This is a genomic window from Stenotrophomonas sp. YJH_SMC_64 (assembly GCF_059371375.1).
In genome coordinates this window covers 132,526-146,171 of sequence record NZ_JCAFUN010000001.1, presented here as the reverse complement: position 1 = coordinate 146,171, position 13,646 = coordinate 132,526, and the positions used below count along the sequence as shown (strand labels likewise).

General features: G+C 68.0%; 13 protein-coding genes. 7 read left to right on the top strand and 6 right to left on the bottom strand.

Features of this window, described 5'->3' with window-relative positions; genetic code table 11:
• Positions 1-580: 580 nt before the first annotated feature.
• Positions 581-955 carry a DUF4124 domain-containing protein gene (locus tag AC5P9L_RS00595; RefSeq protein ID WP_005408006.1) on the bottom strand — a complete coding sequence of 125 codons (375 nt, stop codon included), beginning with the start codon at positions 953-955 and terminating at the stop codon, positions 581-583.
• A gap of 80 nt (positions 956-1,035) precedes the next feature.
• Between AC5P9L_RS00595 and pssA the strand changes: the two genes are divergently transcribed.
• The 3 genes from pssA to rimI are packed head-to-tail and all read left to right on the top strand — an operon-like array spanning position 1,036 to position 2,812.
• The gene (pssA, locus tag AC5P9L_RS00590) at positions 1,036-1,812 is read left to right on the top strand and encodes a CDP-diacylglycerol--serine O-phosphatidyltransferase (protein WP_059036242.1); all 777 of its coding nucleotides are present in this window, start codon (positions 1,036-1,038) and stop codon (positions 1,810-1,812) included.
• Positions 1,809-2,318, top strand: coding sequence for a hypothetical protein (locus AC5P9L_RS00585; protein ID WP_111189077.1), 510 nt, complete (start codon positions 1,809-1,811; stop codon positions 2,316-2,318). The genes pssA and AC5P9L_RS00585 overlap by 4 nt, the downstream gene beginning before the upstream one ends.
• Positions 2,315-2,812: a ribosomal protein S18-alanine N-acetyltransferase gene (gene rimI / locus AC5P9L_RS00580; RefSeq protein WP_032964690.1), complete on the top strand. Its 498-nt coding sequence runs from the start codon at positions 2,315-2,317 to the stop codon at positions 2,810-2,812. The genes AC5P9L_RS00585 and rimI overlap by 4 nt, the downstream gene beginning before the upstream one ends.
• 104 nt (positions 2,813-2,916) lie before the next feature.
• Here the strand turns inward: rimI and AC5P9L_RS00575 are convergent, their stop codons facing one another.
• From AC5P9L_RS00575 to AC5P9L_RS00560, 4 genes are all read right to left on the bottom strand, one after another.
• On the bottom strand, positions 2,917-3,738 hold the full coding sequence (locus AC5P9L_RS00575) for an EamA family transporter (protein WP_495230530.1): 822 nt from the start codon (positions 3,736-3,738) through the stop codon (positions 2,917-2,919).
• 150 nt (positions 3,739-3,888) lie between these two features.
• Positions 3,889-6,717, bottom strand: coding sequence for a valine--tRNA ligase (locus AC5P9L_RS00570; RefSeq protein ID WP_227415323.1), 2,829 nt, complete (start codon positions 6,715-6,717; stop codon positions 3,889-3,891).
• Positions 6,718-6,789: 72 nt separating this feature from the next.
• Positions 6,790-7,215: a DNA polymerase III subunit chi gene (locus AC5P9L_RS00565; RefSeq protein ID WP_005408012.1), complete on the bottom strand. Its 426-nt coding sequence runs from the start codon at positions 7,213-7,215 to the stop codon at positions 6,790-6,792.
• A gap of 82 nt (positions 7,216-7,297) precedes the next feature.
• A complete protein-coding gene (locus AC5P9L_RS00560) occupies positions 7,298-8,776 on the bottom strand; it encodes a leucyl aminopeptidase (RefSeq protein ID WP_495230529.1) in 1,479 nt (492 codons plus the stop codon).
• A 104-nt stretch (positions 8,777-8,880) separates the two neighbouring features.
• Here AC5P9L_RS00560 and lptF point away from each other — a divergent pair, with 104 nt between their 5' ends.
• The 3 genes from lptF to AC5P9L_RS00545 are packed head-to-tail and all read left to right on the top strand — an operon-like array spanning position 8,881 to position 11,993.
• Positions 8,881-9,963: an LPS export ABC transporter permease LptF gene (gene lptF, locus AC5P9L_RS00555; RefSeq protein WP_227415324.1), complete on the top strand. Its 1,083-nt coding sequence runs from the start codon at positions 8,881-8,883 to the stop codon at positions 9,961-9,963.
• Entirely contained in the window at positions 9,960-11,066 is a 1,107-nt protein-coding gene (gene lptG / locus AC5P9L_RS00550; protein WP_005408015.1) for an LPS export ABC transporter permease LptG, read from the top strand. The genes lptF and lptG overlap by 4 nt, the downstream gene beginning before the upstream one ends.
• Positions 11,067-11,120: 54 nt before the next feature.
• A complete protein-coding gene (locus AC5P9L_RS00545; protein ID WP_227415325.1) occupies positions 11,121-11,993 on the top strand; it encodes a hypothetical protein in 873 nt (290 codons plus the stop codon).
• 92 nt (positions 11,994-12,085) lie between these two features.
• Here AC5P9L_RS00545 and AC5P9L_RS00540 read toward each other — a convergent pair whose 3' ends face one another.
• The gene (locus tag AC5P9L_RS00540; protein WP_032966420.1) at positions 12,086-12,577 is read right to left on the bottom strand and encodes an RDD family protein; all 492 of its coding nucleotides are present in this window, start codon (positions 12,575-12,577) and stop codon (positions 12,086-12,088) included.
• A 56-nt stretch (positions 12,578-12,633) separates the two neighbouring features.
• On the opposite strand from AC5P9L_RS00540, the gene xerD reads away from it, so the two are divergent.
• Positions 12,634-13,611: a site-specific tyrosine recombinase XerD gene (gene xerD, locus AC5P9L_RS00535; RefSeq protein WP_024958537.1), complete on the top strand. Its 978-nt coding sequence runs from the start codon at positions 12,634-12,636 to the stop codon at positions 13,609-13,611.
• Positions 13,612-13,646 lie beyond the last annotated feature (35 nt).

Below are 13,646 nucleotides of genomic sequence, written 5' to 3'. Positions count from 1 at the left end.
GCTGGCCGGCAACCTCAGAAGCAACTGCCGAAGCAACAGCGGGCTTCCCGTGGGAGGCGGGGTGGGTCCGGTTGCGGGAGACGCCGTAAACCCATCCCTGGGGGCTTGGCCGCGGCATCCATGCCGCGGACACTCCCGCAACCGGACCCACCCCGCCTTCGACAGTTTCCTGCGAGCTGTCGGAATGGCTCCTGGGGTCAGATCCGTTTTCCGCAGGAAAACGGATCTGACCCCGGATTCAATTCGAGATCTGACAGATTTCATCCACGCATGGCGTGGATCTACCACCGTCACCAGGAACCTGTCGGGGGTGGGGCGGTGTGGGTTGGCAGGACCGTTGGCGCCATGGATGGCGCCATCGAGCCCCCAGGGGTGAGGGCGCTTTGCTTGCGAAGCACTGCTTCGCAAGCGCCCGAACGCACAGCCGCCAGCGGCTGGGCCGGACCCCGGAAGGGGGGTTTACGGCGTGTCCTGCCAGCCCACACCGCTCCGCCAAACCAGTAGAAAACCAGAGCCGCTTTGGCATTTGACGTTGCCGTTGCTTGAAGCAGGTGCAGGGCTGCAAGCCCTGCCGATACCCTCACTCCGCCGGGCAGTACGCCTTGATGGCCGCTTCAGCCAATCCTTTCTGCGCGCTGCGCTGTTCCGCGGTCAACGCGGTATCGGCCTTCCCGTCGCCATTGGTGTCCTGCATCACCTGGCCGGAGCCTTCCAGCAGGGCCAGGTTGGCACGGGCGGTGCTGCACTGCTCCGGCACCGGCGCGGCCGGGGTCTCGGCGCTGGCCGCGGCCTGCGGGGTGCGGGCCTGTTCGCGGGTCTCGAACTTCTTGCCCGCCGGCGGGGTCTCCGAATACTGGGTCACGCCATGGGCGTCCTTCCATTTATAGACCGGGCCGGCCACGGCGTTGGCACTGGCCAACAGCAGCAGGCATCCAAGGCAGGACAGGGCACGCATGGCAAACTCCGCGGAATGGGCGTAGAACGCCGATTGCAGCATTGGCGCCGAGCACTGGCAAGTCGATTAAACTGGATTCCATGGACCCGATCACACCGCCGCCGCGTTCGCGCACGATTTACCTGCTGCCCAACCTGTTCACCACCGCCGGCCTGTTCGCCGGCTTCTACGCGATCATCGCCGCGGCCAACGGGGATTTCGTCAATGCCAGCATCGCCGTGTTCGTGGCGGCGGTGATGGATGGCCTGGACGGGCGCGTGGCGCGCCTGACCGGTACCAGCAGCGAGTTCGGCGTCCAGTACGACTCGCTGGCCGACCTGGTCAGCTTCGGCATGGCCCCGGCGCTGGTGATGTACCACTGGTCGCTGTCGTGGCTGAAGTTCGATGACCCGCTGCTCGGCCGCGTCGGCTGGGCCGTGGCCTTCCTGTATGCCGCCTGCGCGGCGCTGCGCCTGGCCCGCTTCAACACCCAGGTCGCGGTGGTCGACAAACGCTGGTTCGTCGGCCTGGCCAGCCCGGCCGCGGCCGGGCTGATGATGTCCTTCGTCTGGGCCTTCGCCGATGGCAACCTGGGCTGGGACGGCAACCAGCTGCGCTACGTGGCGCTGGCGGTGACGATCGTCGCGGCGCTGTTGATGGTCAGCCGTATCCGCTTCTGGAGCTTCAAGGGTGGCGGCGCCAAGGGCACCCGTTCCGACCGCGTGCCGTTCCTGGTGCTGGCCCTGGTGCCGGTGGCGATCGCCATCGCGGTGATCGACCTGCCGCGCGTGCTGTTCGCGGTCGGCATCCTGTACGCCTTGTCCGGCCCGGTGATGTGGGCCGCGCAGCGCCTGCGCAAGAAGCCCGAGGCCGCGTGAGCCAGGAACTGCCCGTGCTGTGGTCACCGGCCCAGCAGGCCTGGCTGCAGGCCATGGGCTATACCGTCTATCACGACGGCCAGTTGGCTGCGGAGCTGGATGCCGCGCTGCAGTTGAGCGTGGCCGAAGCCGATGCGGTTGCCGCGCCAGCGGTGGAGCAGGTGCGGGCACCAATCGCCCCCGCGCGCGAGCCTCCGGCTGAAGCCACACCGGGTTCCCGCCAGGAACGCCCGGTGCCGCCGCGTCGCGAGACCCCGGTCAGCGCACCGGACACCGCGCCCGCCGCTGGCCGCCCGCTGCCGGGTGGCAATGCGCGGCAGCCGGTGGTGCGGCTCCCGGATCGCCTGCAGATCGCACTGCTGCGTGCCTCCGGCTGTAATCCCAACGACCCCGCCACGCAGGCGCTGATGGACAGCTGGCCGCTGGACCAGCTGCGTCAGGACCCGGCCGCCAAGCGCGCGTTGTGGCCGCAGTTGCGCGCCCTGCGCAAGCGGGGCGCACCATGAGTGCGGTCAGCCAGCCCGGCCCGGTCAGCCTGCGCGCATTGCGCGAGAGCGACCTCAATGCGGTGATGGCGATTGAAGTGCGTGGGTATCCGTTCCCATGGACCCGCGGCATCTTCGTTGATTGCCTGCGTGCCGGTTATCCCGGCCTGGCGATGGAGCGCGATGGCCAGCTGATCGGCTACGGCGTGCTCAGTATTGCCGCCGATGAGGCACATGTATTGAACATCTGCATCGATCCGCTGGCGCAGTCGCGTGGGCTGGGTCGCCAACTGCTGCGCGCACTGGTGCAGCTGGCAGGCAACCGCGGTGCGCAGCGTGTGTTCCTGGAAGTGCGTCCGTCCAACACGCCGGCGCTGGCGCTGTACCACAGCGAAGGCTTCAACGAGATCGGCCGCCGCCCGCGCTACTATCCGGCCGCACAGGGCCGCGAAGACGCGGTGGTGATGGCGATCGAACTGGTCGACGGCGACCTGCAGACGATGCCGCCGCTGTAACGGAGAAGGGTTGCCGGCCAGCGGCCGGCACTACCGGTGGATCTCCGCTGTCATCGACACGTCACCTGCCGTGCTAGGTGCCAACCTTGGTTGGCACGCTTTTCTCACGCCAGCCGCAGTGCCAACACACCGCCGACGATCAGCGCCGCCGCCAGCCAGCGCGCACGCGGAATCCGCTCGCGCAGCACGAACACCGAGATCAGCAACGCGAACAGGATCGAGGATTCACGCAGCGCCGAGACCATCGCCACCGGCGCCTGGGTCATGGCCCACAATGCCATCGCGTAGGACGCCGTGGTGCCGACGCCACCGGCCAGTCCCAGCGGCCAGTGCTGGCGCGCATAGTCCAGCACTGCGCCGCCGCGGGTGTACAACGCCCACAGGGGTAGTGGGATGCCTGACAGCAGGAACAGCCATAGCGTATAGCTGAGCGCACCACCGGACTGGCGCGCGCCCTGCGCATCGACCAGGGTGTAGGTGGCGATCATCGCCGCGGTCAGCAGCGGCAGCCGCAGCTGGCCGCCACGTGCGCCCAGTGCCATGCACAGGATGCCGGTGCTCACCAGCACCACGCCCAGCCACGCCGCCGGGGGCAGTTGCTCGCCCAGCAGGGTGCCGGCCAGCGCAACCAGGATCGGCGCGCTGCCACGCATCAGCGGATAGGCCAGGCTCATGTCGACCTGCTGGTAGCAGCGTGCCACCAGTCCGTAGTAGGTCACCTGCAGCAGCACGGACGCAGCCAGCCAGGGCCAGCTGTGCGCGGCCGGGAACGGCAGGAAGGGCAGGGCGGCCGCCGACAGCAGCGCGGCGCTGCCGGTGACCAGCACGGTGCCGAGGAACTTGTCCGGCCCGCGTTTGACGATCGCATTCCAGCTGGCATGCAGGGCCGCAGCCGCGAGGACCAGCAGGAAGATGGAAAGAGGCATCGGGCGATGATGCCATGCCGGGGAAATGTTCCGGGTTTGGTGGGTGCCAACCTTGGTTGGCACATCGCTCAGTGCGGACCAAGGTCCGCACCCACCAGAGCGGGGCAGGGCAGGTGCCAACCCTGGTTGGCACGCACCAGAGCGCGGCGCTTAGAGCTTCGCGCGCTGCTCGCGCAGGCCGGCCAGCTGGGTGTTCCAGTCGGCCAGTCGCACGCGCTCCTGCTCGACCACGGCCGGCGGCACCTTGTCGGTGAACTTGGCCAGCTTGGTCTCGCTCTTTTCCTTCTCCGCTTCGACGCGGGCGATTTCCTTGTCCAGGCGCACGCGCTCGGCATCGAGATCGACCAGGCCTTCCAGCGGCACCAGCAGCTTCAGCTCGCCCACGATCGCGGCGGCGGCCGGCGGTGCGCTTTCGCCTTCGGCCAGCCACTGGATGCTGTCCAGCTTCAGCAGGAACGACAGCGAGGCGCTGAAGCGTTCGATGCGCACGCGGTCCTGCTCCAGCCCGGCCTGCAGGCGCAGTGGCACCAGCTTGGACGGCGCGACGTTCAGCTCACTGCGCACGCGGCGCACGGCACTGATCACCGCCTTCAGCCATTCCACGTCGGCCTCGGCCTGGGCGAAATCGCCTTCGAACTCGGCGGCGGTCGGGTACGGGCGCAGCGACAGCGTGGTTTCGGCCAGGCCCAGGCGCGGGGCCAGCTGCTGCCACAGCTGTTCGGTGATGAACGGCGTGAGCGGGTGCAGCAGGCGCAGCAGCGCTTCCAGCACGTACAGCAGGGTGTGGCGGGTGCTTTCGGCGTCGGCGGCGTCTGCGCCGTTCAGTGCCGGCTTGCTCAGTTCCAGGAACCAGTCGCAGAACGCGTTCCAGGCGAACTCGTACAGGCACTGCGCCAGCAGGTCGAAGCGGTAGGCGGCGAAATGGCCCTGCGCTTCGGCGGTGGTGGCGGCCAGGCGCGAGAGGATCCAGCACTCGGCATCGGTACGCGGCCTGGGCACGCCGGTGAACGCCGCGCCCTCGGTGTTCATCAGCGCGAAGCGGCTGGCGTTCCACAGCTTGTTGCAGAAGTTCTTGTAGCCCTCGGCGCGGTTCATGTCGAACTTGATGTCGCGGCCGTGGGTGGCCAGCGCGGCGATGGTGAAGCGCAGCGCATCGGCACCGTGGGCGGCGATGCCGTCCGGGAATTCCTTGCGGGTGGCCTTCTCGATCTTCTCAACCATCTTCGGCTGCATCAGGCCGCCGGTGCGCTTGGCGACCAGGTCGTCGATGGTGATGCCGTCGATGATGTCCAGCGGGTCGAGCACGTTGCCCTTGCTCTTGGACATCTTCTGGCCCTGGCCGTCGCGGATCAGGCCGGTGAAGTAGACGTCCTTGAACGGGATCTTCCCGACCAGGTTGTCGGTGGCCATGATCATGCGCGCCACCCAGAAGAAGATGATGTCGAAGCCGGTGATCAGCACCGACGACGGCAGGTAGCGATCAAAGCCACGCTCGGCCATGGCCTGCTCGTTGGGCCAGCCCAGGGTGGAGAACGGCCACAGCTGCGAGGAGAACCAGGTCTCCAGCACGTCGCTTTCCTGGTTCAGCACCACGTCGCTGCCCAGGTTGTGCTTCGCCCGTACTTCCTCTTCGCTGCGACCGACGTAGCAGCTGCCGGTGGCTTCGTCGAACCACGCCGGAATGCGGTGGCCCCACCACAGCTGGCGGCTGATGCACCAGTCCTGGATGTTGTTCATCCAGTGGCGGTAGGTGTTGATCCAGTTCGGCGGCACGAAGGAAATGCTTCCGTCCTCGACCAGTTCCAGGCCGCGCTTGGCCAGGTCGTCCATCTTCACGAACCACTGGTCGGTCAGGTACGGCTCGATCACCTGGCCGGTGCGGTCACCGCGCGGCACCTGCAGCTTGTGCGCCTTGGTCTCGACCAGGATGCCCAGGTCTTCCAGTTCGGCCAGCACGGCCTTGCGCGCGGCGTAGCGGTCCAGACCCTGGAAACGCTCCGGCGCGTTTTCGTTCAGCGCTGCCACCGGGGTGAACAGGTTGATCATCGGCAGGCTGTGGCGCACGCCCACTTCGTAGTCGTTGAAATCATGCGCTGGGGTGACCTTGACCACGCCGGTGCCGAACGCGCGGTCCACGTAGTCGTCGGCGATCACCGGCACGCGGCGGCCGGTCAGCGGCAGCACCACGCTCTTGCCGATCAGGTGCGCGTAGCGCTCGTCTTCCGGGTGCACCATCACCGCGGTATCGCCCAGCAGGGTTTCCGGGCGGGTGGTGGCGACCACCAGGTAGTCGCGGGTTTCGCGCAGGGTTTCCACGCCGTCGGCATCGCGCTCGACGTGCTCGTAGCTCAGGCCCTCATCCAGCGTGTAGGCGATCGACCACAGGAAGCCGTCTTCCTCGGCGCTCTCCACTTCCAGGTCGGAAATGGCGGTCTTCAGCACCGGGTCCCAGTTGACCAGGCGCTGGCCGCGGTAGATCAGGCCCTGCTCGTACCAGCGCACGAAGGCTTCGTTCACTGCCGCCGACGGCTGCGGGTCCATGGTGAAGGTGCTGCGCGACCAGTCGGCGGAGGTGCCGAGGCGGCGCATCTGGCGCTCGATGGTATCGCCGGACTGCTGCTTCCACTCCCAGACCTTGCCGATGAAGCCTTCGCGGCCCAGCGAATCACGGGTCTCACCCTTGCCTTCCAGCGCCAGGTTGCGGCTGACCACCATTTCGGTGGCGATGCCGGCGTGGTCGGTACCGACTTGCCACAGCGTGTCGTAGCCGCGCATGCGGTGGTAGCGCACCAGCGCGTCCATCAGGGTCTGCTGGAACGCATGGCCCATGTGCAGCGTGCCGGTCACATTCGGCGGCGGCAGCAGGATGGTGTACGGCTCGCCCTTGCCGGACGGCTTGAAGTGGCCGGCCTTCTCCCAGGCCTCGTAGAGGTCGGTCTCGAAGGACTTCGGGTCGTAGCTGGAGGCGAGTTGGGTCATGCGGGGGAACCAGGAGGTAATCGTTGAAGGATCAGGGCGCGGCGGCGGCCCATCAAGGGGGCCGGGGCGCGCTTACATGTCGTGCTTGTTCAGCTCGTAACCGGCGGCCTTGTACTGGCGCCAGCGTTCGCGCAGCGGTTCGCGCGCTTCCGGATCGGCCGGGACCACTTCCAGCACGCGTTCGCACTGGCCCAGCCAGGGTTCATCGCGCAGGTTGATCACCAGCGGGCGTGCCGGCGCGTCGGTGCCGGGTACGGCGATCAGCACCAGGGCCTCTTCCTCGTCCATGTCTTCGCCGGCGATCTGGTGCGGGATGTAGGCATCGTTGTCGAACGCCCACAGCAGCTCGTCCAGCTCCTCGGCCTGGGCCTGGTCGCGGGCCAGCACCAGGGTGAACAACCCGGCGTCGTTGGCCTTGCGCGCCAGTTCGCAGACCAGGCGCAGCGGCTCGGTCAGGAAGCGGGGCTTGGCGATCAGGTAGAAGTCGGCGCGGGGCATGGCAGGATCCGGGTCAGGCAGGGGCCCGGCGGTGCCGGGCGAGGCCCTGGCCAGCGGGGGCCGGCCAGGGTCGGGTACGGCATCAGGCGCGGGTGGCCTGGTCCAGCAGCCACTGGCTCAGCAGGCCGACCGGGCGGCCGGTGGCCATGCCACGCTTGCCTTCATCGCTGGCCACGCCGGCGATGTCCAGATGGGCCCAGCGCTGGCCTTCGGTGAAGCGCGACAGGAAGCAGCCCGCGGTGATCGCGCCGGCCCAGCGGCCGCCGATGTTGTAGACGTCGGCGAAGGTCGAATCCAGCATCGGCTGGTACTCGTCCCACAACGGCAGGCGCCAGGCGCGGTCGAACACATGCTCGCCGGCGGCCAGCAGTTCATTGGCCAGGTCGTCGTGCTTGCTCATCAGGCCGGCGGTCTGGTGGCCCAAGGCGACCATGCAGGCACCGGTCAGGGTGGCGACGTCGACCAGCGCGGCCGGTTCGAAGCGCTGCGCATAGGTCAGCGCATCGCACAGGATCAGGCGGCCTTCGGCGTCGGTGTTGCCCACTTCGATGGTCTTGCCCGACATCGAGGTGATCACGTCGGACGGGCGGTAGGCGTTGCCGTCGATGGCGTTTTCCACCGCCGGCACCACCACCACCAGGTTCAGCGGCAGCTTGGCCTTGACCGCGGCGACGAAGGTGCCGATGACGTTGGCGCCACCGCACATGTCGTACTTCATCTCTTCGATGCCGCCCTGGGTCTTCAGGTTGACGCCACCGGTATCGAAGGTGATGCCCTTGCCGACCAGCACGTACGGCTTGGCGTCGCCGCCGCCGTTCCACTTCAGCACCACCAGGCGCGGGCGGTTGGCCGAACCACGGGCCACGGCCAGCAGCGAGCCCATGCCCAGCGCTTCCATCTGGTGCTCATCGAGAATCTCGGCCTCGGCACCGTCATGCTCACCGGCGAACTTCACGCCCACCTCGGCCAGGTAGGCCGGGGTGCAGTAGTTCGGCGGCAGGTTGCCCAGCTCGCGGGCGAACTCGACACCGGCGGCGATGGCCTGGCCCTGGGCCAGGGCCTGGGCGTCGTCACCGGCGATGGCCAGCTGGGCCAGGCCGGCGTCGTCGGCCTTCTTCTTGCCCAGAGTGGCGGTGTAGCGGTAGGCAGCGTGATCGGCGGCGATCACCGCCTGGCGGATCGCCCAGGCCGCGTCGCGGTCCTTGATGGCCACTTCGGACAGGGTGAACAGTGCGCTGCGGGTAGCGCCCGCTTTCAGCGCGCGCACGGCGTCGCCAACGGCCTTCAGGTACTGCGGCACACCGAAGCGGGCGGCGTCACCGAGGCCGACCACCAGCACGCGCGGGGCGGACACGCCCGGCAGGTCGTGCAGCAGGGTGGTGGCGCCGGTCTTGCCGGACAGGTCGCCGCGCTGGGCCAGCGAGGCCAGGCGGCCGCCGCTGGCGGCGTCCAGGGCCTGTGCGGCGGGGGTCAGGGTATGGTCGGCGTACGCGCCGACCACCAGGCAATCAACGGCGGCGGCGGCCGGAGCAACGTGGTTCAGGGTGAATTCGAGGGCCATTGAGCAGATTCCATTGGCGAGTCCGTACAATCGCAGGCCGTTTACGCCCAGACAGTAGACTGGGCGGCACCGCGAACGAACCCCAGAGTTTAAACCACCGCCCCATGCTGAAGCTCGACCGATACCTGCTGGGCGATTTCGTCCAGAGTTTCCTGGCTACCCTGATCGTCCTGCTGGTGGTCAGCGTGGGCGGCGTGCTGGTGGACATCCTCGGCAACATCGCCGACGGGCGCCTGCCGGCCAAGCTGCTGTTCTCCCAACTGGGCCTGCAGTTCATCGCCTACTTGCCACTGATCCTGCCGCTGGCGTTGATGCTGGGCCTGCTGCTGGCGGTGGCCCGTCTCTACCGCGACTCGGAAATGGCCGTCATCACTGCCATTGGCGTGGGCCCCAAACGCCTGCTGCGGCCGCTGCTGATGCTGGTGGTGCCGGTGGTGGCGCTGGTCGGCGCCTGCTCCTTGTGGCTGGGCCCGTGGGCCGGCCGGGTGGCCGAGCAGATGATCATCGAGGCCAATCGAAGCGTGCTGATGGCGGGCCTGGAGCCGGGCCGCTTCACCCAGCTGCCCAATGGTGGCGTGGTCTACCTGTCCTCGATCTCGCCCGATGGTACCCAGCTGGGCCGGGTCTTCCTGCAGCGGCAGAAGGACGATCGCCTGGAAGTGGTGTCCGCCGCAGGGGGGCGCATGTTCTTCGAAGGCGCCCGCCAGCGCTTCCTGGAGCTGGATGATGGCCACCAGGTGGAAGGACCGGTGGCCGGGGGGCTGGATTACCGCCTGGCCACCTTCGCCCGCAACGATGTGGCCCTGCCCGACGGTGCGCAGACCCGTACCGGCGATGATCCGGAACTGATGCCGACCACGCAGCTGTTCGGCGATCACCGACCCGAGGCGCAGGCACAGCTGCATCGCCGCCTTGCCCCGCCGTTGATCGCGCTGGCGTTTGCGCTGCTGACCGTGCCGCTGGGCCGCAGCTCGCCGCGCCAGCAGCGCTACGGGCGGATGATGCTGGCGCTGATGGCCTACATGGTGGGCACCAACCTGATGTTCATCGGCAGTGGCTGGATCGCCAACGGCAAGATTCCGCCTGCGCTTGGCCTGTGGTGGCTGACCCTGCCGCTGCTGGCGCTGGCGATCTGGATGTATGCACGTGATGGCCGCCTGGGCCGCCCGAAGGGAGCCCGCGCATGAGACTGCGCCCGATGCGTTTCGACCTGTATCTCGGCCAGTCGGTGTTCACCACGGTGCTGCTGACCTGGGCCGTGCTGGTGGGCCTGGACGTGGTGATGGCGTTTTCCGGCGAGTTCAAGGACATCGGCAAGAACGGCTACACCCTGGGGCATGCGGCCGCCTGGGTGCTGTATACGGTGCCACGTCGTGCCTACACCATGTTCCCCACGGCTGCGGTGATCGGTGCGCTGATGGGCCTGGGCCAGCTGGCCGCGACCTCCGAGCTGACCGCGCTGCGTGCGCTGGGCCTGTCGCGCAAGCGCCTGAGCGTATCGGTGGCCATCGCCCTGTCGTTGCTTACCGCAGTGATGGTGCTCAGCGCCGAGACGCTGGGCCCCTGGGGCCAGGACCGTGCCGATGCGCTGAAGTCCAGTGCCAAATGGGGGCGGGACATCTCCACCACCCGCTATTCCGGCCTGTGGGCGCGCGAGGGCGATACCTTCCTCAGCGCCGCCGGTGGCGAAGAGCAGCTGGTGGGCGACAAGGGCACGCGGCTGATCCTGCGTGACGTGCGCCTGTATCGCATTGCCGAGGATGGTCGGATCGCCTCGCTGACCCATGCGGACACGGCCGAGCATGACCGTGACGGCTGGGTGCTGACCGGCGTGCGCCGCGATACCTTCGGTGAACGTTCGGCCACGCGCGAGGAAGTGGCGCGCGAGCCGTGGAACTCCAAGCTGGACGCCGGCGCGCTGGCCACCGGCATCGCCAAGCCGCGCAACCTCAGCGTGGCCGAACTGCGCACCAGCATCGAATACCGCGAGCGCAACGGTCTGGATGCGCGCGACTACGAGGATGTGTACTGGAGCCGCTGGTTCTACCCGGTGAACGTGCTGGCGCTGTGCCTGGCGGCGGTGCCGTTCGCGTTCGGCTCGCTGCGCAGTGGTGGCATGGGCAAGCGCCTGTTCCTCGGCATCCTGTTCGCGCTGGGCTTCTGGCTGCTGCAGCTGTTCTTCGGCCGCATGGCCGGCGCGTTGAAGTTCGATTACCGCATTGCCTATGCGTTGCCGCCGATCGTGATGCTGGCGATATCGGGATTGCTGTTCCGGCGCAAGTCGGGTTGATTCCCAGGGAGCCGGGCAAGGCCCGGCTGTTTCCGTTTCACTTCAAGGACGAACATGAGCTTCCAACGCTTTCTGCCGTACATCGCGGCCGTGCTGCTTTCTGCCGGCTGCAGCCGGTCCACCGTCGACTTTGAGATCGACAACCCGACGGATGCACCGCTGACCTTGTCGGTCGACCAGCAGGTGCATACCCTGCCGCCGCACACCTCCATGCCCCTGGTCCTGGAGCCGGGCCAGTACCGACTGCAGAGCGAGAAGATCGGCAGCGTACGCATGGTTGTCTACGCCGATGGGATCGGTGGGTTGATCAACCCGGCCATGGCCGAGTACGTGATCGTCACCGAGCAGTACGTCACCAGCAAGACCAACTCCGGTGGCCTGGCGTCGAAGATCGAACTGAACGACGTGGAGATCGAGGGCCCCTACGTGAAGGCGACCGGTATGTTCATTCCGCGTCGTTGGGACGTTGGGCTGATGGGGGAGCTGCCCGATACGGTGGTGTCCAACAGCCCGGATACCTCGTCCGACTACCGGACCAAGCTCTACAACGTGCCCGGCTTCTTCAAGTACCTGGACGCCGGGGAAGACCTGAAGGCGGCCTTCGGGCCTGGCGGCTACCAGGTGCCGGCGGCAACGGTGGCATTCACCCCGGCCCAACTGCCGGCGCTCCCGGCGGCCTATGAGGCTCAGGGCAAACCGATGCGCGACCTCTATGCGCGCTATCTGGCGGCCACCGACGCGGGGGAGCAGAGGCGCCTGAAGAAGGCCAGCCTGAAGCTGTGGCAGGACTTCGTAAAGACCCGTGCGCAGTTGAGCGGACAGTCGCCGGTGGCCGATGATGTGCAGGCCAATGCGTTTGCGTCCGCCTTCTTCGACCTCTGGACGCAGCCGGCGGTGATCCTGCCGGACCCGGCGCCAGCCGGCTGATCGCTGCGTTGACCGTGTAGAGCCGAGCCCATGCTCGGCTCTCGAGTGCATCGCGAAACTGCCGAGGATGGCTCGACGCTACTGGATGCGCATCAGCGCTTGGGCATGCGCACCACGCGGGTGCCGCTGGCGCGGTCGTGCCAGGTCAGCCGCTGGCGGTCAGCCCACGCCCACCAGAATCCCAGGCCGCCCAGCAGCAGCGACAGCGTGCCCACCACGAAGCGCAGCCAAAGCTGCGTGCGTCGCAGGGGCGCGCCATCACTCGATTCCAGCTTCAAGCGCCACGGCCGCATGCCCAGCGTCTGCCCACCGCGGCGCCAGCTGGCCGTGGCATACCACCCCGTGACCAGCCAGCACACCGCCCACAGCAGCCACTGCCAGGCGCTGAACGGTGCGATGTTCTCGCGCTGGGCGTGGCCGCTGAAGGTGTAGGCAAGGGTGAACAGGGTGCCGGCCAACATCCACAGCGCCAGCACCGGAAGCGCGTCGTAGACCATCGCCAGCACGCGCCACAGCAGCAATGCACGCGGGCGGGGCAGCTCGGTAGTGGCCGCAGGGGCCGTATCAATGGCGGGGCGGGACATGCGCCGAGCATACGCAATGCTGGCCGCATCCGCAGTGGCCCTCGTATCCTGCACGCATGGCCCTTGTTTCCACCCCCGCCGAACGCCGCCAGCTGGTCCAGCAACTGCCCGAACTGCGCGCCGACGACAGCATGCGCATCCAGCGCTTCCTCGATGCGATCTGGGCCGAGAACGGTCTGGCCCGCGCCACCCTCGACAGCTACCGGCGCGACCTGGAAGGGCTGGCGCGCTGGATGGATGGGCGCGATGGTGGCCTGGCCGGCATCGAGCGCCCGGGGTTGTTCGACTACCTGGCCTGGCGCACCCGTCATGGCTGGTCGCCGCGCAGCAATGCGCGGTTGCTGTCGGCGCTGCGGGCGTTCTTCGCCGATGGCGTGCGCCGTGGCGAACGCGGCGAGGACCCCAGCGCGCTGCTGGATCCGCCCAAGCTGCCACGATTGCTGCCCAAGGCGCTGGCCGAAAGCCAGATCGACGCGCTGTTGGCAGCGCCGGATATCGACAGCCCGCTGGGCCTGCGCGACCGCGCCATGCTGGAGTTGATGTACGCCGCCGGCCTGCGCGTGAGCGAGCTGGTGCTGCTGCCGGCCACCGCGGTCAACCTGCGCCAGGGCGTGCTGCGGGTCACCGGCAAGGGCAGCAAGGAACGGCTGGTGCCGCTGGGTGAGGAATCGCAGCACTGGCTGGAGCGCTATCTACAGGCATCGCGCCCGCTGCTGGTCGGCAAGGGCAAGGTGCAGGCGCTGGCCGATGGGCAGACCCCATTGTTTGTCGAGCCGACGCTGCATGCGCTGACCCGGCAGGCGTTCTGGCACCTGGTCAAGCGCCACGCGCAGGTGGCCGGCATCGACCCGGCGCGGATCAGCCCGCACGGCCTGCGCCACAGCTTCGCCACCCATCTGCTCAACCGCGGTGCCGACCTGCGCGCGCTGCAGATGCTGCTTGGCCACAGCTCGTTGTCGACCACCCAGATCTACACCCTGGTGGCGCGCGAGCACCTGCAGAAACTGCACGCCCGGCATCATCCGCGCGGCTGAGCCGTGTCCTGAACCCCGGCCCCGGGCGGTGCGCG